Source organism: Streptomyces sp. NPDC058274 (genome assembly GCF_042881375.1).
GTDB lineage: Bacteria > Actinomycetota > Actinomycetes > Streptomycetales > Streptomycetaceae > Streptomyces.
The window spans coordinates 197,395-218,825 of sequence record NZ_JBHVXW010000005.1 but is presented as its reverse complement, the minus strand read 5'-3'; the positions used below and the strand labels follow the sequence as shown (position 1 = coordinate 218,825).

The window sequence follows — 21,431 nt, the reverse complement described above, 5'->3', positions numbered from 1 at the left end:
CTTAACAAATTAGTATGCGGAGGCAACTCTGGGAAGAGACGAAGTGCGGAACCCGGGCTGTATCCGTTCCGGGGACCCCAATACCTGGCCGCAAGCCCGCGGAGTCGCGGAAAGAGGGAGAGCCCGATGTCAGCAGCCGAGGGTCCGCTCGTCGTCGGCGTGGACACATCCACCCAGTCCACGAAGGTCCTGGTCGTCGACGCATCGTCCGGACAGGTGGTCGCGAGCGGGCAGGCCCCGCACACCGTCTCCTCCGGAGCGGGCCGCGAGAGCGATCCGCGCCAGTGGTGGGACGCGCTCCGGGAGGCACTGCACCAGTGCGGTGACGCCGCGCACGAGGCCGCGGCGGTGTCGATCGGCGGCCAGCAGCACGGCCTGGTCACGCTGGACGCCCAGGGCGAGCCAGTGCGACCGGCCCTCCTGTGGAACGACGTGCGCTCGGCGCCGCAGGCCCGCCGTCTGGTCGAGGACCTGGGTGGCCCGAAGGCCTGGGCCGAGCGCACCGGCAGCGTGCCGGGCCCCTCCTTCACGGTGACGAAATGGGCGTGGCTGGCCGAGCACGAGCCGGATGCGGTCCGCGCGACCGCGGCCGTACGTCTGCCGCACGACTACCTCACCGAGCGCCTCACCGGCCAGGGCACCACGGACCGCGGCGACGTCTCCGGAACGGGCTGGTGGGCGTCCGCGACCGGCTCGTACGACGAGGAGGTCCTCGCCCACATCGGCCTCGACCCGGCTCTGCTCCCCCGCGTGGTCCAGCCCGGTGAGGTGGCCGGAACCGTGCGCGAGCGCGGTGAACTGCCCTTCTCCAAGGGCACACTGGTCGCCGCCGGCACCGGCGACAACGCGGCCGCCGCTCTCGGGCTCGGACTCCGCCCCGGCACCGCTGTGCTGAGCCTCGGCACCTCCGGCACGGTGTACGCCGTGTCGACGCGGCGCCCCACCGACCCGACCGGCACCGTGGCCGGCTTCGCCGACGCGCGGGGCGACTGGCTTCCGCTGGCCTGCACCCTCAACTGCACGCTCGCCGTGGACCGCGTGGCCGCCCTGCTGGGCCTGGACCGCGAGGCCGTCGAGCCCGGTACGGACGTGACCCTGCTGCCCTATCTGGACGGCGAGCGCACCCCCGACCTGCCGCACGCCTCGGGTCTGCTGCACGGACTCCGGCACGACACGACGGGCGGGCAGGTGCTCCAGGCCGCGTACGACGGCGCGGTCCACTCCCTGCTGGGCGCGCTGGACCTGGTGCTCGACGCGGACGCCGACCGGACCGCGCCCCTGCTGCTCATCGGCGGAGGCGCGCGCGGGAAGGCGTGGCAGCAGACGGTACGCCGGCTGTCGGGGCGTCCCGTTCAGGTGCCCGAGGCCAGGGAACTGGTCGCCCTCGGTGCCGCGGCGCAGGCCGCCGGACTACTGACGGGAGAGGACCCGGCCGCGGTGGCGCGGCGCTGGGACACGGCCCGCGGACCCGTCCTGGAAGCCGTGGAGCGGGACGAGGCGGCGCTGGCCAGGATCGCCGGGGTACTCTCCGACGCGGCCCCGCTGCTGGAGCGGGCGCCGGACAAGCACGGACAAGGGTCGGCCTGACCGGGGCAGCCCGCGGGGACCGGCCGGACGAGGACTGACGGAGGCATGACCGCACCGCTGCACGAAGCCCATCCGGCCGGCTCCGGCCGGCGGCTGCCCGACACCCAGCAGGGCATGCGCCGCCGCAATCTCGCCCGCGTCATGCACACCGTGAACGCCGAGGGACCGCTCTCCCGCGCCGCGGTGGCCTCACGCATCGGGCTGACGCGCGCCGCGGTGTCGACCCTGGTGGACGAGCTGATCCGGTCCGGGCTCCTGGAGGAACTGGGTCCGGAGCGCCCCGGCCGGGTGGGGCGGCCCGGTTCGGCCCTGGCCGTGAGCGGTCGCGGTCCCGCCGGGATCGGAGCGGAAGTCGGCGTCGACCATCTCGCAGTGTGCGCCGTCGACCTGCGGGGTCAGGTGCGGGCGCGGGCCGTACGGCACGGGGCGAACCGCGGCCGGTCGCCCGAGCCGGTGATCGAGGAACTGACCGCGCTGATACGGCGCGTCGTCGCCGAGGCGGAACAGGAAGGCCTGTGGCCGGCCGGTCTCGCGGTCGCCGTGCCCGGCCTGGTCGCCCGCGACGGCCGCACCGTGGTCCGCGCCCCCAACCTCGACTGGCACGACACGGACCTCGGTCCCCTGCTGCCCGGTGACCTGCCGCTGACCGTGGACAACGAGGCCAACTTCGGCGGTCTGGCCGAACTCTGGCTCGGCGACGGGACCCCGCGGGACTTCCTTCATGTGTCCGCCGAGATCGGCATCGGTGCCGCGGTGGTCGTCGACGGGCGACTGCTGCGGGGAACGCGCGGGTTCGCGGGCGAGCTGGGGCATGTGCCGGTACGACCGGACGGCCCGGAGTGCGCGTGCGGCGGCCGGGGCTGTCTGGAGCAGTACGCGGGCGAGGAAGCCGTACTGCGGGAGGCGGGACTTGAACCGGGCGGGGACCGGGTCGGCGTGCTGGCGGGGCGGGCCGCCGACGGCGACGAACAGGTACGGCGGGCCCTGCGCGGAGCCGGTACGGCGCTCGGTATCGCTCTGACCGGGGCGGTCAACCTCCTGGACCCGGAGACCGTCGTGCTCGGCGGCGCGCTGGCCGGCCTCGCGCCGTGGCTACTGCCCTCGCTGGAAAGTGAGCTGGCGCAGCGCACGACGGGTCCCGCCTGTGCCGTCACCGTCTCCCGGCTGGGTCCCGAGGGGCCGTTGCTCGGTGCCGCGCACTCGGTGGTGCGGGCGGTGCTGGACGATCCGACGGCTGTGGCGACCCGGGCGTAGTACCACGGCCGTGGCGGCCGTCACGTACGCAGCGGCCTTCACGTACGCAGCGGCCGTCACGTACGCAGCGGCCGTCGCGAACCGGGCGTAGCGCGACGGCCGCTGCGAACCGCGCGTAGCGCGACTGCCTGCGGCCTTCGCTGAGGCAGCATCTCCCCGTTCCCCCTTCCGGGTGAGCGAGTTGTCCACAGTCCCGCGGTTGTCCACCGCCGCGCGCCGCACTCTTCCTGCCCAACCGGCAAGCGCCGTACCGTAATTCACGCGAGGCGCAGCCGTCCGGCCGACGGCTGCCGGGCCGGTCGAATCGGGGGGTTCATGGTGTGCGCACTGCTGGTCGTCTTCTTGGTGCTCGCGCTGCTGACCGTGGCGGCGCTGCCGGTCATCGGCTTCGAGTCCGAGCGGACGGCACCCGTGTCGTACGCCGGTCCGGTCGCCAATGTCCGGATGATGACCGGAGCGGCGGCCCCGATCATCCCGATACGCCTGATACGGCGGCATGTGGAGCGAAGAGCCACACAACCCGCGTCCGCCTCGGCGAGTCCCGCCCGGCCGGCTCCCCCGGCCTCTTTCAGATCGGACAGATCGAACAGATCGGAGCTGTGCAGTCATGAGTGACCCCCGGATCCTCACGGTGCGCCCCGAACCGGGAGAGTACGCGTGGACGTTCGGCGGCGCGCCACCCGTCGCCCGCATCGCCCCCGGCACCGTCCTCGATCTGTACACGGAGGACTGCTTCGCGGGACGTGTGAGGTCCGAGAAGGATCTGGTGTCCGAGGTGTGCGAGTTTCCGTTCCTGAATCCGCAGACGGGCCCCTTCCATGTGGAGGGCGCGGAGCCCGGCGACACGGTCGCGGTGCACTTCGTGTCGGTCGAGCCGGCCCGTGACTGGGCGGCGTCGACGACGGTCCCCCTGTTCGGCGCCCTCACGTCCACGCACACCACGGCCACCCTCCAACCACCACTGCCGGAGACCGTCTGGATCTGGCAGCTCGACCGGACGCGGCGCACCGCCCTGTTCAGCGCGCGTGACAGTGACATCGAGATCGAGCTCCCCATGGACCCCATGCACGGCACGGTCGGCGTGGCCCCGGCCAACCTGGAGGTGCGCTCCGCGCTGGTGCCCGACGCGCACGGCGGGAACATGGACACCCCGGAGATGCGGGCAGGCGTCACGTGCTTCCTCGGTGTGAACGTCGAAGGCGCGCTGTTGAGTCTCGGAGACGGGCATGCCCGGCAGGGCGAGGGCGAGACCTGCGGGGTCGCCGTGGAGTGCGCGATGAACACCGTGGTGATCGTCGAGCTGCTCAAGGGTGTCGCCACCCCGTGGCCACGGATCGAGTCCGACACCCACATCATCTCGACGGGTTCGGCACGCCCCCTGGAGGACGCGTTCCGGATATCCCAGCTCGACCTGGTGCAGTGGCTGGTGCGCGACTACGGCTTCAGCGAGCTGGATGCCTATCAGTTCGCGACCCAGGCGGTCGAGTCGCCGCTGGCCAACGTCTGCGACACCAACTACACCTGCGTCGCCAAGCTGCGCAAGGAATGGCTGCCGCGGCGCGAGACGCACCGGGGGCTGCACGAGCGGCTGCGCGCAACCGCGGCGGCATTCCGGCGTTGAGCTGGGCGGTGCTCCCTCACCGTCCCGTCGGGCGACACCCAGCCGTCCACGCCCTCACCGTCCCGTCGGGCGACACCCAGCCGCCCACGCCCTCACCCCCGATCCCCGCCGCACCGCTCCACGGCGACACCGCCCCACCACCTCGCCGCCCCCATCGGCCTTGCTGTCGGGCCTGCCCCCTCACCGGAGGCCCAAAGTCCACCGCCGCCGTCCCCCCACCCCCACCCCACCCCCACCGAGAGGCAGAAGTCCATGGACCAGTCCAGACCGTTCCCCAGCCGGCGAAGGTTACTGAAGGGCGCGGCCCTCGCCGCTCTGCCCTCCGCGTTGGTCCCGGCGACCCGGGCAGGCGCCCAGGTGCGGGCCGTCGACTATCCGGGGGCCGAGTGGGTGCCGGCCAGCACCTCCAACTACACGGCGTCCAACCGTCCTACGAGCTATCCCTTCAACTACGTGATCATCCATGTCACGCAGGAGACCTATCCGGACACACTGTCCATCTTCCAGAACGCGCAGAAGAAGGTGTCGGCCCACTACGTCGTCCGCTCGGCCGACGGGCATGTCGCGCAGTGCGTCCGTGAGGACGACATCGCCTGGCACGCGGGCAACTGGGACTACAACACGCGCAGCATCGGCATCGAGCACGAGGGGTGGGTCGACCAGCCCGCGTACTTCACCAACGCCCTGTACGAGCAGTCGGCGAAACTGACGGCCGCCGTCTGCACGAAGTACGGCATCCCGAAGGACCGTGCGCACATCCTCGGGCACTACCAGGTGCCGGGTACCGACCACACCGATCCCGGCCCCAACTGGGACTGGACGCGGTACATCAGGCTCGTCAACTTCGCCTGACGGGCGCCTCGCCGGTTCTTCCGCCAAGCGATACCCGGCAAAAAGCTGCCCACCCACGGCTGCTGTGCACCAAAGTCCACCAAAGGCTGTGCATCAAAGCTGTGCATCAAAGCTGTGCAACAAGGGCCGTGCAGCAGGGCCCAGTCAGGAGGAGACCGGTCACGAAGCTTGTCCGGACCGGCACCGGGAGTGACGATGGCCTCAGCCGCATCGCCGTGCCGGGAGGCCGAGTTGACCGATCCATGGGTGGCCCTGGAACCGGGTGCCGACCCCGTCGAGCGGGGGCGGGCACTGCGCCGCGCCCACGAGACGTTCACGGCGGCGGGGACGGTGCCGCGGCCTGTGCGTTCCGTGGTGGCCGACTCCTGGCGGCGTTCGGCCAGGGCCGGAGTGGGCCCGGACGGCACCGCGAGCGTGGAGCTCACCGACGGGGACCTCGGCACGTACCGGGCGGAACATCCGCTGGCGCGCGTGATGCCGTTGTTCCGCGAGCTGATGGGCACGTTCGCGGCGGACGGCGAACATCTGCTCGCGGTGTGCGACGCACAGGGCAGACTGCTGTGGGTGGAGGGACATCCGTCGACTCGGCGGGAGGCGGGGCGGATGAACTTCGTGCCCGGCGCGCGCTGGGCGGAGACCGCCGTCGGGACGAACGCACCGGGTACGGCCGTCGCCGTCGACCGGCCCGTGCAGGTGTTCGCGGCCGAGCACTTCATCCGCCGGGTGCAGCCGTGGACGTGCGCGGCGGCGCCGGTGCACGATCCACGCACGGGGCGGATGCTCGGCGCGGTGGACATCACGGGCGGGGACGGGCTCGCGCATCCGCACAGTCTCGCCTTCGTCCAGGCGGTGGCGCGCGCGGCCGAGTCCCAGTTGGCGCTGCTCACACCGGTGGAAACCGCGGCCGGCACGATCGAACTGGCGGCGCTCGGAAGGGACGAGGCGCAGCTGCTCGTTCCGGGCGGCCGGAAGATCAGGCTCAGCCGCCGGCACAGCGAGATCCTGGTGCTGCTGTCCCGGCATCCGGAAGGACTGACCGGCGACGAGCTGTTGTGCGCGCTGTACGAGGACGAGTCGGTGACGCCGGTGACACTCCGTGCCGAACTGGCCCGGCTGCGCAGGCTGCTCGGCCCGGGCCTGCTGGACTCCCGGCCGTACCGGCTGGCGGTCCCGGTCGAGTCGGATGTCGCGGTGGTCGAACGGCGGCTCGGCACCGGGGCGGTCACGGCTGCGGCGGCGGCGTACGAGGGTCCCTTGCTGCCCGGTTCTCAGGCGCCGGCCGTGGTCCGGCTGCGCCGCCGGCTTGCCGACGGCCTGCGGTCGGCGCTGGTCGCCGGCCGCGACCCCGACCTGCTGGCCGACTGGGCGCACGCCCCGTGGGGCGAGGACGATCTCGACGTGTGGCGGGCGCTCGCGGCGGTGCGGCCGACGCCCGCCGTGCGGGCGCGTCTCGCCGGTCTTGAGGCCGAACTGGGCATGCCGGAGGCGAGGTTGACGTCCGCAACGTGGTTGCAACGTCTCCGCTCCTAGCCTCTCGGCGAGAGCTGCCCAACGGCGGGCAGCGCTTCTCCGGGAGGCAGACCAGCATGACCCGTTACACGGCGCCCGGCACCGATGGCGCGATCGTCTCCTACCAGGCGCGTTACGACCACTTCATCGGCGGCGAGTACGTGCCGCCGGCGCGCGGGCAGTACTTCGAGAACCCGAGCCCCGTGGACGGGCAGCCGTTCACGGAGGTCGCCCGGGGCACCGCGGAGGACGTGGAGCGGGCGCTGGACGCGGCGCACGCGGCCGCGCCCGCCTGGGGACGTACCTCCGTGACCGAGCGCTCCGGCATCCTGCTCAAGATCGCCGACCGGATGGAGGCGAACCTGGAGAAGCTGGCGGTCGCCGAGAGCTGGGAGAACGGCAAGCCGGTGCGCGAGACGCTGGCCGCCGACATCCCGCTGGCCATCGACCACTTCCGGTACTTCGGCGGAGCGATCCGCGCGCAGGAGGGCTCGCTCGGAGAGGTCGACGACGACACGGTCGCGTACCACTTCCACGAGCCGCTGGGCGTCGTGGCGCAGATCATCCCGTGGAACTTCCCGATCCTGATGGCGGTCTGGAAGCTGGCGCCGGCTCTCGCGGCGGGCAACGCGGTCGTCATCAAGCCCGCCGAGCAGACCCCGGCGTCCATCCACTACTGGATGAGCCTGATCTCGGATCTGCTGCCGCCGGGTGTGGTGAACATCGTCAACGGCTTCGGTGTGGAGGCGGGCAAGCCGCTCGCGTCGAGTCCGCGGGTGGCGAAGGTCGCGTTCACGGGTGAGACCACGACGGGGCGGCTGATCATGCAGTACGCCTCGGAGAACATCAAGCCGGTCACGCTGGAACTGGGCGGCAAGTCGCCGAACATCTTCTTCGACGACGTGTGGGACAAGGACGACGACTTCCGCGACAAGGCCCTCGAAGGGTTCACGATGTTCGCGCTCAACCAGGGCGAGGTGTGCACCTGTCCGTCGCGGGCGCTGATCCAGCGCGGTCACTACCGGGAGTTCCTTGAGGCGGCGGTCGCCCGCACGGAGCTCATCAAGCCGGGCCACCCGCTCGACACCGACACGATGATCGGCGCCCAGGCCTCCAACGACCAGCTGGAGAAGATCCTTTCGTACCTGGACATCGGCCGGCAGGAAGGCGCCAAGGTCCTCACCGGCGGTGAACGCGTCGAGTACGACGGCGAGTTGAAGGGCGGCTACTACGTCCAGCCGACGATCTTCGAGGGCGACAACCGGATGCGGATCTTCCAGGAAGAGATCTTCGGGCCGGTCGTCTCGGTCGCGTCCTTCGACGACTTCGACGACGCCATCAAGACCGCGAACGACACCCTGTACGGGCTCGGCGCCGGGGTGTGGACGCGGGACATCAACACCGCCTATCGCGCAGGCCGTTCGATCCAGGCCGGCCGGGTCTGGACCAACTGCTACCACGCGTACCCGGCGCACGCGGCCTTCGGCGGCTACAAGCAGTCGGGCATCGGCCGCGAGAACCACAAGATGATGCTGGAGCACTACCAGCAGACGAAGAACCTTCTCGTGTCGTACTCGGCACAGAAGCTCGGCTTCTTCTAAGGATTGAAAAGGCGTCTGACCAGGCCTTTTTACCCGTCAGGCGCCTCTCTTCCCTGATCCACTTGCATGGACCGCCCGCTCGGCCACGTCCGGGGGCGGTCGACGTCCTGGGCAAAGGACACCAAAGCTGCTTTCACGATCTTGTTGGCCCGGCCCGCTTCAACTCCGCTCTTTTCTTGCGGAGTTGTTCTGGCATCGCATGACTGTTCGACAGCGGCCTCCCACGACCGGATTGTTGGTTAGGGTGACAAGCAGAGGCTCATCCCGATGCCCTTTCCAGGGCTATGGCGGGTCGGACACGACGGGGGGCTCGCGTTGGATTGCCTGGCAGGAGCGGACCCAGAAGTCGGCCCGGCCCAGCTCGTGCTTGACGGGTTCGTAATCCCGCTCGGTCCGGCCACCCAGCCTGTACGCGCTGACGATCCCGGCCATGTCGGCGGGCGGCAGTGGACAGTTCTTGCAGCGCTCGACCGCCGCCACGTGGGGGATTGCGGCGCCGTCGGGTTCGGTGACCGGCTGCGCCAACGCGGTCAGTGTCTTGTTGCGGTCCCGCGGCGTCGGCAGGGCGGCGACGTAGTCCCGCAACGCCCGACGCCGCGCACGGTAGTCGAGAAGGCCACTGCCGCGGGTCGACCGGACGCGGCGGGCGTGTGACCGGCCGGTCGGCGCCCACGGTGCTGCCCCCGTCGCTGCGCGCGTGGCTCGGGCCGATCGCGGCGCTCGGAACGCTGGTGGTCGTCGTGCTCGGGGTCCTGTACGCCGGCCACAGTGAGCCCGGCAGGGTGGACAGGTGGATCATCCGGCCGACGGCGGACAGTGTGCGGCCTCCGTGGCGGCGCTTCGCTCTGGCCACGGACTTCCTGGGAGAGCCCGCCGGAGCCGCGCTGCTGATGGTGGCCGCCATGGCATGCTGCCTGCTGCTTCGGCGTCCTCGCGCAGCGGTGCTCATCGTGGCAGGCGCCGCCCTGACCGTGGGGACGGCGACGCTGCTCAAGCACCTGGCGGGACGCACCATCCACGGCGACGGCAACCTGTCCTACCCGAGCGGGCACACCGCCTTCGTCACCGCACTCGCCCTCATGGCGGCCCTGATCGCGACCGGTCGGCTCGGCCTCGGCAGGACGGCCGCCACCTCACTCGTGCTCGCCGCGGCGCTGGTTGCCGGCGCCACGATGGGATGGGCGCAGGTCGCCCTCGGCGCGCACTACCCGACCGACGTCCTCGGCGGCTGGTGCACCGCGCTGGCGGTGGTTCCGGCGACCGCGTGGCTGGTCGACCGGATCGCCGACCGGATGGCCGACGTCGCTCGGCGGGAGCACCCCTGACGTCACGTCACGCCAAGCTGCGGAAGACGGGCTTCACCGGTCGCCCGACCAGCCAGGGAGTGGGGTCAGCGGCGTCCAGCGCCTTCCGGTACACCGCACATGCCTGCGCCACTACATCGACGGTGCGGTCGATGTCGGCGTCGTCAAGCGCGCTGCTCACCACGAAGGAAGGGGCCAGCACTCCGCCCGCGAGGAGCCGGCGCAGGAACAGGGTGCGGTACTGCTGCGACGGCTGCCCGTTCTCGTCGAGGATGGCGAAGACCAGGTTGCTGGCCCGGCCCCGGACGACGATGTGGTCGCCGACGCCCATTGCGGCCGCGGCGTCCCGGACCCCGGCTGCCAACCGCTCGCCGAGGGCGTGCAGCCGCGCGGTGACGCCCTCTTCGACGTAGGTGGTCTGCACGGCCATCGCGGCTGCCAGGGAGTGCGTTTCCGCACCGTGCGTGGTGGACAGCAGGAACACCCGGTCGCCGGAGTGCCGCAGCCCGCCCCGCTCCATCAGCTCGCGGCGCCCGGCCAGAGCGGAGACGGCGAACCCGTTGCCCAGCGCCTTGCCGAACGTGGAGAGGTCGGGCACGACGCCGTACAGACCCTGGGCGCCCGCCTCGGACCAGCGGAAGCCGGTGATCATCTCATCGAAGATCAGTACGCAGCCGTGCCGGTCGGCCAGCTCACGCAGGCCGGCGAGATACCCCGGCGGCGGATCGGTGTGGGTGGCGGGTTCGAGGATCAGGCAGGCGACCTCGTCCTGGTGCCGGGTGAGCAGCTCCTCCGTGGCGGCCAGGTCCCCGTAGGGGAACGCCACGGTGAGCTCGTTGGTCGCCGCCGGAACACCGGCGGACATCGGCGTGGTGCCGATGAACCAGTCGTCGACGGAGAAGAACGGATGGTCGGCGCAGATGGCCACCCGCGGGCGCCCGGTGGCGGCGCGGGCGAGGCGCACCGCGGCGGTGGTGGCGTCGGAGCCGTTCTTCGCGAACTTCACCATCTCGGCGGTCGGCACCGTGGCCAGGAAACGCTCCGCGGCCTCGACCTCCACGATGGAGGGCCGGACGAAGTTGCTGCCGCGGTCGAGTTCCCGCCGCACCGCCTCGAGCACGCGTGGGTGGGCGTGGCCGAGGCTGACCGACCGCAGGCCGGACCCGTACTCGATGTAGCGGTTGCCGTCGACGTCCCACACGTGGGCACCGCGGCCGTGGCTGATGACCGGGGCCAGGTTCTCGGGGTACTGGTCGTCGCCCTTGGCGTAGGTGTGAGCGCCGCCGGGGATCATGGCGTGCAGCCGCTCGTTCGCCATCCGCGACCGGGGCAGGACGAACTCTTCGGTCTCTTCTGTCTCTTCGGTCTCTTCTGTCTCCTCGGTCTCTTCGGTGTGCTCGGTCTCTTCGGTGTGTTCGGTGTCCACGCGGGCCCTCACTTCTATCTGCGCTTCAGGACCTCGGCGAGGCTCGGCGCCTCGCGGTCCCGCTGGGACATCGATGTGGGCGGCAGCGGCCACGGAATGGCGAGCTCCGGGTCGTCGTAGGCGATCGTCACGTCCTCGGCCGGATCGTGCGGGCGGTCGATCCGGTACGAGGTGTCAGCGGTTTCGGTCAGCGCCTGGAAGCCGTGCGCGCACCCCGCCGGGATGTACAGGGTCACCTGCGTCTCGCCGGACAGCTCGAAGAAGGCCCGGTTGCGGTAGGTCGGCGAGTTTGTCCGCAGGTCCACGACGACGTCGAAGATCCTCCCGTACGAGCACCGCACCAGCTTGGCCTCGCCCGAGCCGGAGCGCAGGTGCAGGCCTCGCAGCACGCCTCGGACCGAGCGGGACAGGCTGTCCTGGACGAAGGCGTCCGGGTCGAGGCCCACCGAGCGGACCACGTCGGCGTCGAAGGTGCGGCAGAAGAAGCCGCGCTCGTCGGCGTACGGCGTCGACTCGAACAGGTACGCGCCGGCGATCTCCGGGACTTCGGTCGCTTTCATGGAGCCTCCTGCCGAGCGTGGGCGTGAGGGTGGTCGCACGCCGGGAACAGGGCCGCCGTCAAGTCGGTGAACTGGCGCTCGAGTTGTTGGGCCGCGGCCTGGTTCCCCTCGATGAGCGTCTGCCGCAGCTCGGCCGATCGCTTCTCCAGCGCCCGGAACTGCTCCAGCAGCCGGTCGGCGTCGACCTCGCGCGCCGGGTGACAGTATGCGCCGAGCCCCATTTGTGCCATGAGCGCGTCGCTCTTCGCCGCATAGCTGAGGGCGAGCACCGGCGTGCCGGTCTTCAGCGCGCAGATCAGGTTGTGATAACGGATCGCGACCACGCTGTCGGCAGCCGCCATCTCCTTCATCAGGTCGGCCAGTGAGCACGGCTCGGCAGCGGTCACCAGCGACGAGTCCACCGCTTCGAGGATCGCGGCGACCACCGACGCATCGCACGCGTCGCCGGTGAGCAGTCGGACCGGCCTGCCCTCCTCGACCAGCGCGCGGACGAACCGGATCGTCCCAGCGAGGTAACGCCGGTATATCTCGTCGGCCCGGGCGCGGTCGTCGTTGCCACCGTGGAAGTCCATGACACCAACACAGACCGGGCCGGACGCGCCCGAGTCCGCGCTCACCTGCGGTGTCGGCAGGGCGAACGCGAGGTCCGGGTAGACCTCGTCGCGCGCGGTGTCCACGCCCATCGCCCGCATCGCGTCGCGGGACTGGGCGTCCCGGTACGACCGGTACGCGGCCAGCCGCGCCGACCAGCGCACCAGGGCCCGGGTCGGCCGGTTGCCGATCTCGGCGGCGCCGACGCTGACCAGCGCGACCCGGGTGCGCAGCAGCCGGCCGCTCGCGCAGAGCAGGAACAGCGAGTACGGGAAGCCCCACGGCCGCAGCGGCAGCGTGGCCTCCAGGACGCCCATGCCCGGCACGATCACCACATCGTGCCGGCGCACCCACGCGGCGGTGCGGAAGACGTCGACGAGTTTGCCCAGACCCTTCGCCCCGATCGCGCCCACCCGCGACGCGGTCCGGTACTCACCGCGGTACCAGTGCAGCCGCGCCGCGGGGATCCCGTACCGGGCCGCGACGACCTCGGGTCCGCCGCACAGTGCGTCCACGGTCGCCTCCGGGTGCTCGGCGCGGAGGTACCCGAGCACGGCCTGGAGCGACCCGTCGTTGCCGAGGTTGCCGGAGCCGAGCAGGCCGAACACGCCGACGCGCACCGGAGTCTCGTCCGCGGACGTCATACCTGCCTCCCCTCACGGCCGGCGACGAGGGCGTCGACGGACACGGTGAGCAGGGCCGGGTCGACCGGGGCGCGGTCCTCGACCCGCTCGCCGGCACCCGGCCGGACCCGGCTGGTCATCCATGCGGCCAGGTGGCGGTAGCACGCTCGCCGTTCGGCCGGGGACAACGGCGCCCGCCGGATCGCCGAGGCGAAGCCCCAGACGTACTCGGCGAGCAGCCGGGGCGTCGGGTGCAGCGGTCCTGCCCGGCGCGGGTCCAGGTTGACGCACCGGGCGCGCTTGCCCGGGTTCGCCCGCTCGGCGCGGGCGGGGTGGTCGCGGCGGAAGTACAGCAGCTCCGGAACCTGGTGGAAGGGCCCGTGCAGGGCGATCTCGGCGACGAACGTGCGGTCCGCGTGGTGGTAGCTCTCCATCGGCTTCACCCGGCGCAGCGCGTCGGCCCGGATCACCCCGTAGAAGTCGTCACCACCGGGCTCGAACAGCATGCTGCGGAAGCGCTCCGGCGGGTGCGGTGAGTCGGTGGCGAGCGTGTACTCGTACGGGACCTTCACCTGGCCCTCGCCGTCGATGACCGCCTGGTCGGCGTGCGCGAGGATCACGTCCGGCCGCTCGTCCAGCGCCTGGACGCAGCGCCGCAGCAGATCGCGGGCGTAGAGGTCGTCGTGCGAGGCCCACTTGAACAGCTCGCTGCGGCACTCGGCGAACACCCGGTTGTGGTTCGGCGTGGCGCCGATGTTCCGGGTCAGCCGGAGGTACCGGATGCGCGGGTCCCGCGCGGCGTACTCGCGGCAGATCTCCTGGGTCCCGTCGGTCGAGGCGTTGTCGGAGATGACCAGCTCGAAGTCCTCGTAGGTCTGGCCGAGCAGGGCGTCGAGCGACTCGGCCAGGTACTCCTCGCCGTTGTGGACGGGCAGGCCGATGCTCAGCCTGGGTTGGGCGGTCATGAGGTCCTCACTTCGGGGATGGGGTGGTGGTGCTCGCGCAGGGCGGACCGCAGTTGCAGCCACCACACGGCCGAGCTGCTGACGGTGGCGGCGGCGACGCCCCAGGCCGAGCCGACCGTGCCGGCGACGGCCGCCCCGCCGAGCCCGCCGCTGACATAGCAGGCGGAGGCGAACAGCTGGGAGCGCAGGCTGCGCCGGGCCGCACCGAGCGCGCGCAGCCCGGCCGCCGCGCCGGTGCCGAGGCCGGCGCCCGCGACGGCGAGGGTGACCGGCACGATGAGCTGCGCCGCGGAGTGCCAGACGCCGCCGAGCACGAACTCGCCGAGCCGGTCCGGCATCAGCAGCAGCGCCCCTCCCCAGCACAGCGCGGCTGCGGCCTGCCCGCCACCCAACATGAGGCAGAACGTGCCGAGTCGGTGCGGGGCCCGCCGCAACACCCGTGCCGCCTCCGGAACGGTGACCAGCGAAAGGCCCATCAGCACGGCGAGGAACGGGCCGAGCAGAAGCTCGGCGCCCCGGATCGCACCCACCGCGCCGAGCCCGACGATCGCGCCGAGTCCGTACGCCCGCAGCTGGCTCGCGCCGCTGAGGCTGACGTTCTCGACCAGGTACCGGGAGCCGAGATCGCGCTGCTCGCGAAGCCACCCGCGCGCGCCGGTCATCCGGGGCCGGATGCCGGACTGGATGCAGCCGTACCCCGCCGCCACCGTGGCGGACGCGCCCCAGGCGAGCACGAAAGCGGCCACGGTGCCCACGCGGGCCGCCACGACCATGGCCGGGACGAGCGCGACGCCCCACACGACGTCGTTGACGAACGCCTTCCGCCCGGTGCCGGCGGCGAAGAACGAGAACCGCCAGGCGTCCTGCAGCAACAGCCCAGGCAGCATGACGGCGAGACAGGCGAACGCGGGTCCCACGCGGCCGCCGAGACCAAGCCCGACCACCAGACACGCTGCGCCGATGGCTGCACCTACGCCGAGTGCGGTACCCGTCGACCGGCCCACCGCCCCGCGCCAGGACGCTTCCGCGACGCCGCTGAAGCGCACCACGAGCGGATCGGTGGCCAGCCCGCGGGAGACGTTGAGCACCACGCCGTACGTCACCCAGGCGAGGCTGAACACTCCGAACGCGGTCACCCCCAGCGAGCGGGCCACGTAGATGCCCACCACGAAGTTGCTCATGCTGGAGGCCGCCTGGTCGGCCAGTCCCCAGGACAGCCGGCCGGCGAGGGCCCGCTTGGCGGATCCGGCCGGTGGCACCGTGGTCCGCGGGTTCTCTCCCTCGGTGGCCATCGGCGTCATGCCTTGATCAGCCCGGCGCCGTGCAGGGCGTCGGCCGCGGCGGCGACGGCGCCGAACGGCAGCCCGGACCGCTCGGCGACGTCCAGCAGACCGTGCTCGCCGTCGGAGAGATTGAGCACCCAGAGCATGGCCAGCTGGGCCTGCTTGGTGTCGCTGCGGCCGCCGAGCGCGTCGTACAACCCGCGTCGGCCCAGCTGTGGTTCGCCGTACGGGCTGAGGTTGAGGTACCGCCGGTTGCGGTCAAGGACGCCGAATGCCTCGCGGCAGACCGCGAGGGTGTCCGCCATCGCCTCCGGGGAGACGAAGTCCGGGTTGTCCGCCGAGGTGTGGTACTCGGGGTAGCCGGCGTACGGGGTCCGGCTGAGCGAGCCCACGCCGAGATTGAACCCGGGCGAGCAGTACTGCCGCTCGTCGTAGCCGTACGGAGTGAACTCGGTTACGTGGTGCGGGCGTTCGGAAGCGGTCAGCACGTGACGCATGACCCGGTCGATCTCCGCGTCGCCCCGCCTGCTCTGCTTGTACGTCAGTTGGCCCCGGTCGCCCGCGCAGGCCAGCACGAGACCGTGCTTGACCCGCTCGATCCGCTCCGCGTTGCGGGCCAGCCAGGTGATCGCCCCGATGGTGCCGGGCGCGAAGATAAACCGGTAGGTGTAGTACGGCGTTGCCTCCGCGAGCGCCCGGGCCAGGAACGTCGCCACCGCGATGCCGGCCAGGTTGTCGTTGGCCAGCGACGGGTGGCAGACGTGGCAGGACACGATCACCTCGTCCTGGACCTGCCCGGGGACCACGTGCTCGCCGTAGGTCAGGTGGCCATCGGCGAGTGTGGAGTCGACGCGCACCTCGTACTCGCCGTCCGGCAGCGCGTCCAAGGTCTCCTGGGCCAGGCAGAACCCCCATTCCGGCTTGTAGTAGCTGGTGCGGTACGGCACCCAGGCCGGATGGTCCGGCAGGGTGTGCAGGTGTTCGCGCAGCTCGGCCAGCGGCATGGTCGCCGACACCGGCACGCTGTAACCGAGCACGTGCAGGCTGGACGCGGCGAAGTCGACGACCCGGTGGCCGGCGGTGTCGGCGATGTACGCGTCCCGGATGTTCCACTCCTGCGGCACCGTCCAGTCGAGTACTTGCGTCCCGGTCGGCACTTCGTGCACCTGCAGCGGAACGTACTCGCCGACGATCTCCAGGGTGGCGCGCACACCGTCGCCGGTGATGCTCCGGCACAGCGGGTACAGCCGCTCCACCAGCGCGTGCATCTCGTCGCCCGCACTCCTTTTCAAAGGCTCGGTCATCGGCGCCACCGCAAGGTGTCGTCGACGGCACCGGCCTCGGACGCCGCGCGCAGCACGGCAAGGCGGGTGAAGCGTCGCTCGAAGTCCTCCCGGGTCAGCCCGAACTTCCGGTAGGCATCGGCGAGTTCGAGCGCGCCCTGCTTCACCGTCCACTCGCAGTCGAAGCCGGGAATCGCGGCGCGGAACCGGGAGAAGTCCACGCGGTACGAGCGGGGATCGGCACCGTTCTCCCCGGTGATCACCACCTTGGCGCCGGACACCGCCTCGGCGACCTGGTCGGCGATCTCGGCGACCGTGACGTTGTTGATCTCGCTGCCGATGTTGAACGCCCGGTCGTGCACCGCCTCGCGCGGCGCGGTCAGCGCGGCCGTGAAGGCCCTGGCGATGTCGGCGGCGTGCACCAGCGGGCGCCAGGGGGTGCCGTCGGAGAGCACCAACACCTCGCCGGACAGGAGCGCGTGGCCCACCAGGTTGTTCAGCACGATGTCGGCGCGCAACCGGGGTGAGTAGCCGAAGGCGGTGGCGTTGCGCATGAACACCGGGCTGAAGTCACCGTCGGACAGCGCGTGCAGGTCGTCCTCCACCCGCACCTTGGACTCCGCGTACGGCGTCACCGGGCGCAGCGGGGCGTCCTCGGCCACCAAGTCGTCACCGCCGGAGGCGCCGTAGACCGAGCACGTCGACGCGTACAGGAAGCGCCGCACTCCGGCGTCGCGGGCCAGTCGGGCAAGGCGTACGGACGCGTGGTGGTTGATGTCGTAGGTGAGCTCCGGAGCCAGCGATCCCAGTGGGTCGTTGGACAGCGCGGCCAGATGGATCACGGCGTCCACCCCGGCCACGTGTTCGGCCGTGACGTCACGCAGGTCCACCCGATGGCCCGGCGGGTCCGCGGGCGGCTCGCCCAGCACGCCGTCGGCGAACAGGCCGGCGTCAAGGCCGACGACCTCGTGCCCGGCGGCCGCGAGGACCGGGGCCATCACGGTGCCCAGATATCCCTGGTGTCCGGTCAGCAGTACGCGCAAGGGTCAGTCCCCCAGATTGAGCGTGAGTTTGGTGATGGCGAACGCCTCGGCGTAGCGCGCGTGGCATTCGATGCCGCGGATCCGGGCAAGGCCGAGGAAGGCTTCCCGGTCGTACCAGGGCCGGTGCCGCTGCGAGGGGTAGTGCTCCTGCAGCAGCCGCACTTTCTGTTCGGCGATCTCCGGCGACAGCGGCTGGTACGCCGCCGGGCGGCCGAGATCGCCGTCCCACTTGACGATCTCGTAACCGAGGACCAGGTGGTCGCGGAATGCGGTGGGTACCAGCCTCGCCAGGCCGCGGTGATCCTGGTGCGCGTCGTCCGTACGCGGGGCCAGGATCAGATCCGGCTCGGTCTCCCCGCGCAATTCCTCGAGCGCGGCCTTGGCCTCTTCCCAGTGCACGGGCATCCGGCCGTCCGGCAGCTTGAGCACGGTCAGCCGCAGTTCGGCACCCGGACAGAAGGCGGCCAGCGCGGCCTGCTCCTCCTGCTCCCGCTCGCTGCCGCCGCCGGAGAGCACCAGCGCGTCGACGCGGATACCCGGCCGCGCGAGGCACATCGTCAGCAGCGTGCCGCCGGCGCCGATGGCGATGTCGTCGCAGTGCGCGCCCACCGCGACGATCCGCTCCAGGCGCCCGGCGCCGAGCTGGATCATGCGGTCCTCACTGCGGCGTTCGCCCCCGCGCCGTCCCGTTCCCACACGGCCCACGGGCGGTCGCCCCGGGCATAGCCGTCGTCGAGAGCGGCCCGCTCCTTCACGGTGTCGGTCGGCTTCCAGAAGCCGCGGTGCTGGTGCGCCACCAGCCGGCCGCCCTTGGCCAGTTGGGCACATCCGTCGGCGACCAGGTCCCCGTTCTCCGGGATGTGGTCGAAGACCTCCTGGCGGAGCACGAAGTAGCCGCCGTTCTCCCACAGCGGCAGTTCGCTGACCGCGGTGATGCCCCCCACCAGGCCGTCCTCGCCCAACTCCACGCAGTGGAACGAGGACTGCGGCGGCACCACCATCATCGACGCACCGGCGTCACGCCGGGCGAACCGGTCGATCATCTCGGGCAGCGGGGCATCGGTGAGCACGTCGGCGTAGTTGGCGAGGAACATCTCGTCACCGTCCAGGTGGTGCCGCACGCGGCGCAGCCGCTCCCCGATCGGTGACTCGATGCCGGTCTGCGCGAACGTGATCGTCCAGTCGGCGATGTCGGTGGACAGCAGCTCGGTCTGCCCGCCCCGCAGCACGAAGTCGTTGGACGCCGTCTCCTCGTAGTTGAGGAAGAAGTTCTTGATGTGGTGAGCCCCGTACCCGAGACACAGGATGAACTCCGTGTGCCCGAAGTGGGCGTAGTAGCGCATGACGTGCCAGATCAACGGTCGCGGACCGACCATCGCCATCGGCTTTGGCACGTCGTCGGCGGCTCCGTTGCGCATGCGCATCCCGTAACCGCCGCAGAACAGAACGACCTTCATGGCCTGACCTCGACAATGCTCAGTTCCGGAATGGGAAAGACAAGGCGGCCGCCCCAGTCGTGCACGAAGGACAACTGCTCGACCAGCTCGGCCCGCAGGTTCCACGGGAGGACGAGGACGTAGTCCGGCTTGTCGTCGGCTATCTGCTCGGGCGGCAGGATCGGGATGCGGGTGCCCGGGGTGAACCTGCCGTGCTTGTAGGGGTTGCGGTCGACCGTGTATGCGAGCAGGTCGGGCCGGACACCGCAGTGGTTGAGCAGGGTGTTGCCCTTGCCCGGGGCGCCGTAGCCGACGACCGTCTCGCCGCGCTCGGCCGCCTCGATGAGGAACCGCAGGAGGTCCCGGCGCACCTTGGCCACCCGGGCGGAGAACTCGGCGTACCCGGACAGCTCCTGCAGCCCGGCGGCCTTCTCCCGGTCCAGCACGTCGGCCACCCGCCGGGTGGGCTCGCCTGCCACCTCTGTAGGCCGGGCCCACAGCCGGATGGAGCCGCCGTGCGTGGGCAGCAGCTCGACGTCCACGAGCGCGAGTCCGCCGCTCGCAAGGGCTCGGATCGCGGACGCGACCGTGTAGTACTGGAAGTGCTCGTGGTAGATCGTGTCGTACTGGTTCTCCTCGATCAGGGTCAGCAGGTGCTGCACCTCGATGGAGACCCAGCCGTCGTCGGCGACCAGGGCGCGCAACCCCTGGGTGAACCCGACGACGTCGGGGATGTGCGCGTACACGTTGTTGGCCACGACCAGGTCCGCCGGGCCGTGTTCGGAGCGGACGGCGTCGCCGGTGGCCGGGTCCAGGAACTCCGTGAGCGTGGGCACACCCGCCTCGCGCGCCGCGGCGCCGACGTTCACCGACGGCTCGATGCCGAGGCAGCGGATCCCGCGGTCCACCATGTGCCGCAGCAGATACCCGTCGTTGCTCGCGACCTCGACCACGAAGGCGTCGGAGCCGAGAGCGAGGCGCTCCACGGCGTCGGCGACGAAGGTGCGCGCGTGCTCCACCCAGGAGGTCGAGTACGAGGAGAAGTACGCGTACTCCTTGAACGTCTCCTCCGGCGTGATCAGCGGCGGGATCTGCGCGAGCCAGCAGTCGGTGCAGACCCGCAGGTGCAGCGGGTACGCCGGCTCCAGCTTGTCCAGTTGGTCCGCGGCGAGAAAGCTCTCACACGGTGGCGTCGCCCCAAGATCGACGACGCTCGCCATCGCTTCCGAGCCGCAGAGTCGGCATCGTGTCATCTACTGTCCCCATCCCCCCTGCTCGCGCGAGTGTCCCCGCCGCGAGCCACTGCTGACCGGCCCGCGATCGCGGTGCGGTATTCATCCACCAGGCGCTCCAGGCCCACGGCCGGGCTGAAACCCTGCTCGTAACGGCGCCGGGCCGCTTGGCCCATCTCCCGGTTGCGGACCGGATCGGCCGCGATCCGGCGTATGCAGGACGCGAGCGAGGCAGGCTCACCCGGCCGGTGCAGCAGCCCGGTCACGCTGTCCTCGACGAGTTCGACGAAGGCGCCGTGGCCTGCGGCGACGGTCGGGACCCCGGCCGCCATCGCCTCCACGACCACCAGGCCGAACGCCTCCAGCCACGTCGAGGGAGCCACCACGGCGACCGACCGCGCGATGACCTGTCGGCACTGCTCCGAGTCGTACAGGCCGACGTAGCGCACGTCGTCCCGGCCCGCGGCCCAGGCGGTCACCTCTCGCTCCAGCGGCCCCGCACCGGCGATCACGAGCGGTACGCCGACGCCGCCGCTCGCTTCGATCTCGTCCCACGCGGTCATGAGCAGCCGCACGCCCTTGGCCTCCGCGAGCCGGCCGAGATAGAGCACATGCTCGCCGTCACCCGCTCGCCGAGTGCCCGGGTCGGGCACGAAGTTGTGCTTCACCGCCAGCCGCTCGGCGGGCATGCCGGACCGCACCAGGACGTCGCGCTGCGCCGCGGAGATGCAGAAGAACCGCTCCACGCCGGACCACCACCGCCGCCGGTTGACCGACAGGCTGACCGCGAGCGGCACCGTCGCCAGACGGGAATTCCGGTAACAGCCGTGCCGGACGGCGGGCAGCGGCGCAGAGCCGACGCACTCGGTGCACGGCCGGCCGTCCCGCTGCAACGTGCCGGGTGGGCAGACCTGGGTGTAGTTGTGCAGCGTGGCGACGGCGGGCACGCCGGCGTCGGCACAGGCGGCCAGCACCGCGGGCGACAGCAGCGGGAAGACGTTGTGCACGTGCACCACGTCCGGCCGCTCGGTGCGCAGCCGAGCAGCGAGTTCCGCGCGCACCAACGGGTTCCACGGCACAAGGAGCGGCACCGCCACCTTGGCAAGCAGGGAACGGGCAGCGATGTCGTCGCTGCGCCGCTCGAACACCTCGACCCGGTGGCCGGCCGCGCGCAGCAGCTCCACCTCCTGGTCGACCACCTTGTTCTCACCGCTCGGCTGCGCCGAGGCGTAGCGGTTGTGCACCACGAGGACGTGCATGC

The 21,431-nt window shown here is 71.4% G+C and carries 20 protein-coding genes; 7 read left to right on the top strand and 13 right to left on the bottom strand.

Annotated features, from left to right (window positions below; all coding sequences use genetic code 11):
• Window positions 1-126: 126 nt before the first annotated feature.
• Entirely contained in the window at window positions 127-1,587 is a 1,461-nt protein-coding gene (gene xylB / locus ACFVYF_RS13080) for a xylulokinase (protein ID WP_389455114.1), read from the top strand.
• Window positions 1,588-1,632: 45 nt separating this feature from the next.
• Window positions 1,633-2,841: an ROK family protein gene (locus ACFVYF_RS13075; protein WP_389455112.1), complete on the top strand. Its 1,209-nt coding sequence runs from the start codon at window positions 1,633-1,635 to the stop codon at window positions 2,839-2,841.
• A gap of 257 nt (window positions 2,842-3,098) precedes the next feature.
• Here ACFVYF_RS13075 and ACFVYF_RS13070 read toward each other — a convergent pair whose 3' ends face one another.
• Window positions 3,099-3,278 (bottom strand): hypothetical protein, encoded by a 180-nt coding sequence (locus ACFVYF_RS13070; RefSeq protein WP_389455110.1) that lies wholly within the window; start codon window positions 3,276-3,278, stop codon window positions 3,099-3,101.
• 170 nt (window positions 3,279-3,448) lie between these two features.
• Between ACFVYF_RS13070 and ACFVYF_RS13065 the strand changes: the two genes are divergently transcribed.
• The 4 genes from ACFVYF_RS13065 (at window position 3,449) to ACFVYF_RS13050 (ending at window position 8,424) form a co-directional block, all read left to right on the top strand.
• Complete coding sequence (locus ACFVYF_RS13065; protein ID WP_389455108.1) at window positions 3,449-4,462, top strand: acetamidase/formamidase family protein; 1,014 nt, start codon at window positions 3,449-3,451, stop codon at window positions 4,460-4,462.
• Between the two features lie 252 nt (window positions 4,463-4,714).
• Complete coding sequence (locus ACFVYF_RS13060) at window positions 4,715-5,314, top strand: N-acetylmuramoyl-L-alanine amidase (protein WP_389455106.1); 600 nt, start codon at window positions 4,715-4,717, stop codon at window positions 5,312-5,314.
• A gap of 195 nt (window positions 5,315-5,509) precedes the next feature.
• Window positions 5,510-6,844, top strand: coding sequence for a GAF domain-containing protein (locus tag ACFVYF_RS13055; protein ID WP_389455104.1), 1,335 nt, complete (start codon window positions 5,510-5,512; stop codon window positions 6,842-6,844).
• Between the two features lie 56 nt (window positions 6,845-6,900).
• Window positions 6,901-8,424, top strand: a complete 1,524-nt coding sequence (locus tag ACFVYF_RS13050; RefSeq protein WP_389455102.1) for an aldehyde dehydrogenase family protein — start codon at window positions 6,901-6,903, stop codon at window positions 8,422-8,424.
• A gap of 282 nt (window positions 8,425-8,706) precedes the next feature.
• On the opposite strand, the gene ACFVYF_RS13045 is transcribed toward ACFVYF_RS13050, so the two are convergent.
• Window positions 8,707-9,009, bottom strand: coding sequence for a hypothetical protein (locus tag ACFVYF_RS13045; RefSeq protein WP_389455100.1), 303 nt, complete (start codon window positions 9,007-9,009; stop codon window positions 8,707-8,709).
• Window positions 9,010-9,074: 65 nt separating this feature from the next.
• On the opposite strand from ACFVYF_RS13045, the gene ACFVYF_RS13040 reads away from it, so the two are divergent.
• Window positions 9,075-9,749 (top strand): phosphatase PAP2 family protein, encoded by a 675-nt coding sequence (locus ACFVYF_RS13040; RefSeq protein WP_389455098.1) that lies wholly within the window; start codon window positions 9,075-9,077, stop codon window positions 9,747-9,749.
• Between the two features lie 7 nt (window positions 9,750-9,756).
• Here ACFVYF_RS13040 and ACFVYF_RS13035 read toward each other — a convergent pair whose 3' ends face one another.
• The 11 genes from ACFVYF_RS13035 to ACFVYF_RS12985 form a co-directional block, all read right to left on the bottom strand.
• The gene (locus ACFVYF_RS13035) at window positions 9,757-11,061 is read right to left on the bottom strand and encodes a glutamate-1-semialdehyde 2,1-aminomutase (RefSeq protein WP_389455480.1); all 1,305 of its coding nucleotides are present in this window, start codon (window positions 11,059-11,061) and stop codon (window positions 9,757-9,759) included.
• A 107-nt stretch (window positions 11,062-11,168) separates the two neighbouring features.
• Window positions 11,169-11,714 carry a dTDP-4-dehydrorhamnose 3,5-epimerase family protein gene (locus ACFVYF_RS13030; protein ID WP_389455096.1) on the bottom strand — a complete coding sequence of 182 codons (546 nt, stop codon included), beginning with the start codon at window positions 11,712-11,714 and terminating at the stop codon, window positions 11,169-11,171.
• Window positions 11,711-12,949 (bottom strand): polysaccharide pyruvyl transferase family protein, encoded by a 1,239-nt coding sequence (locus ACFVYF_RS13025; protein WP_389455094.1) that lies wholly within the window; start codon window positions 12,947-12,949, stop codon window positions 11,711-11,713. The genes ACFVYF_RS13030 and ACFVYF_RS13025 overlap by 4 nt, the downstream gene beginning before the upstream one ends.
• Window positions 12,946-13,893 (bottom strand): glycosyltransferase family 2 protein, encoded by a 948-nt coding sequence (locus tag ACFVYF_RS13020; protein WP_389455092.1) that lies wholly within the window; start codon window positions 13,891-13,893, stop codon window positions 12,946-12,948. The genes ACFVYF_RS13025 and ACFVYF_RS13020 overlap by 4 nt, the downstream gene beginning before the upstream one ends.
• Window positions 13,890-15,185 carry a hypothetical protein gene (locus ACFVYF_RS13015; RefSeq protein ID WP_389455090.1) on the bottom strand — a complete coding sequence of 432 codons (1,296 nt, stop codon included), beginning with the start codon at window positions 15,183-15,185 and terminating at the stop codon, window positions 13,890-13,892. The genes ACFVYF_RS13020 and ACFVYF_RS13015 overlap by 4 nt, the downstream gene beginning before the upstream one ends.
• Window positions 15,186-15,190: 5 nt before the next feature.
• Window positions 15,191-16,480 carry a DUF4910 domain-containing protein gene (locus ACFVYF_RS13010; RefSeq protein WP_389455088.1) on the bottom strand — a complete coding sequence of 430 codons (1,290 nt, stop codon included), beginning with the start codon at window positions 16,478-16,480 and terminating at the stop codon, window positions 15,191-15,193.
• Window positions 16,477-17,502 (bottom strand): NAD-dependent epimerase/dehydratase family protein, encoded by a 1,026-nt coding sequence (locus tag ACFVYF_RS13005; RefSeq protein WP_389455086.1) that lies wholly within the window; start codon window positions 17,500-17,502, stop codon window positions 16,477-16,479. The genes ACFVYF_RS13010 and ACFVYF_RS13005 overlap by 4 nt, the downstream gene beginning before the upstream one ends.
• A 3-nt stretch (window positions 17,503-17,505) precedes the next feature.
• Window positions 17,506-18,153 carry a PIG-L deacetylase family protein gene (locus tag ACFVYF_RS13000; RefSeq protein WP_389455084.1) on the bottom strand — a complete coding sequence of 216 codons (648 nt, stop codon included), beginning with the start codon at window positions 18,151-18,153 and terminating at the stop codon, window positions 17,506-17,508.
• Entirely contained in the window at window positions 18,150-18,959 is an 810-nt protein-coding gene (locus ACFVYF_RS12995; RefSeq protein ID WP_389455082.1) for a glucose-1-phosphate cytidylyltransferase, read from the bottom strand. Before ACFVYF_RS12995 ends, ACFVYF_RS13000 begins: the two co-directional genes overlap by 4 nt.
• Window positions 18,956-20,191, bottom strand: a complete 1,236-nt coding sequence (locus tag ACFVYF_RS12990; protein ID WP_389455080.1) for a class I SAM-dependent methyltransferase — start codon at window positions 20,189-20,191, stop codon at window positions 18,956-18,958. The genes ACFVYF_RS12995 and ACFVYF_RS12990 overlap by 4 nt, the downstream gene beginning before the upstream one ends.
• Entirely contained in the window at window positions 20,188-21,429 is a 1,242-nt protein-coding gene (locus ACFVYF_RS12985; RefSeq protein WP_389455078.1) for a glycosyltransferase, read from the bottom strand. Before ACFVYF_RS12985 ends, ACFVYF_RS12990 begins: the two co-directional genes overlap by 4 nt.
• Window positions 21,430-21,431 lie beyond the last annotated feature (2 nt).

Coding starts and splice junctions, on each gene's coding strand:
- xylB (WP_389455114.1), top strand. CDS start 127: ATGTCAGCAGCCGAGGGTCCGCTCGTCGTCGGCGTGGACACATCCACC.
- ACFVYF_RS13075 (WP_389455112.1), top strand. CDS start 1,633: ATGACCGCACCGCTGCACGAAGCCCATCCGGCCGGCTCCGGCCGGCGG.
- ACFVYF_RS13065 (WP_389455108.1), top strand. CDS start 3,449: ATGAGTGACCCCCGGATCCTCACGGTGCGCCCCGAACCGGGAGAGTAC.
- ACFVYF_RS13060 (WP_389455106.1), top strand. CDS start 4,715: ATGGACCAGTCCAGACCGTTCCCCAGCCGGCGAAGGTTACTGAAGGGC.
- ACFVYF_RS13055 (WP_389455104.1), top strand. CDS start 5,510: ATGGCCTCAGCCGCATCGCCGTGCCGGGAGGCCGAGTTGACCGATCCA.
- ACFVYF_RS13050 (WP_389455102.1), top strand. CDS start 6,901: ATGACCCGTTACACGGCGCCCGGCACCGATGGCGCGATCGTCTCCTAC.
- ACFVYF_RS13030 (WP_389455096.1), bottom strand. CDS start 11,714: ATGAAAGCGACCGAAGTCCCGGAGATCGCCGGCGCGTACCTGTTCGAG.
- ACFVYF_RS13025 (WP_389455094.1), bottom strand. CDS start 12,949: ATGACGTCCGCGGACGAGACTCCGGTGCGCGTCGGCGTGTTCGGCCTG.
- ACFVYF_RS13020 (WP_389455092.1), bottom strand. CDS start 13,893: ATGACCGCCCAACCCAGGCTGAGCATCGGCCTGCCCGTCCACAACGGC.
- ACFVYF_RS13015 (WP_389455090.1), bottom strand. CDS start 15,185: ATGGCCACCGAGGGAGAGAACCCGCGGACCACGGTGCCACCGGCCGGA.
- ACFVYF_RS13010 (WP_389455088.1), bottom strand. CDS start 16,480: ATGACCGAGCCTTTGAAAAGGAGTGCGGGCGACGAGATGCACGCGCTG.
- ACFVYF_RS13000 (WP_389455084.1), bottom strand. CDS start 18,153: ATGATCCAGCTCGGCGCCGGGCGCCTGGAGCGGATCGTCGCGGTGGGC.
- ACFVYF_RS12995 (WP_389455082.1), bottom strand. CDS start 18,959: ATGAAGGTCGTTCTGTTCTGCGGCGGTTACGGGATGCGCATGCGCAAC.
- ACFVYF_RS12990 (WP_389455080.1), bottom strand. CDS start 20,191: ATGACACGATGCCGACTCTGCGGCTCGGAAGCGATGGCGAGCGTCGTC.
- ACFVYF_RS12985 (WP_389455078.1), bottom strand. CDS start 21,429: ATGCACGTCCTCGTGGTGCACAACCGCTACGCCTCGGCGCAGCCGAGC.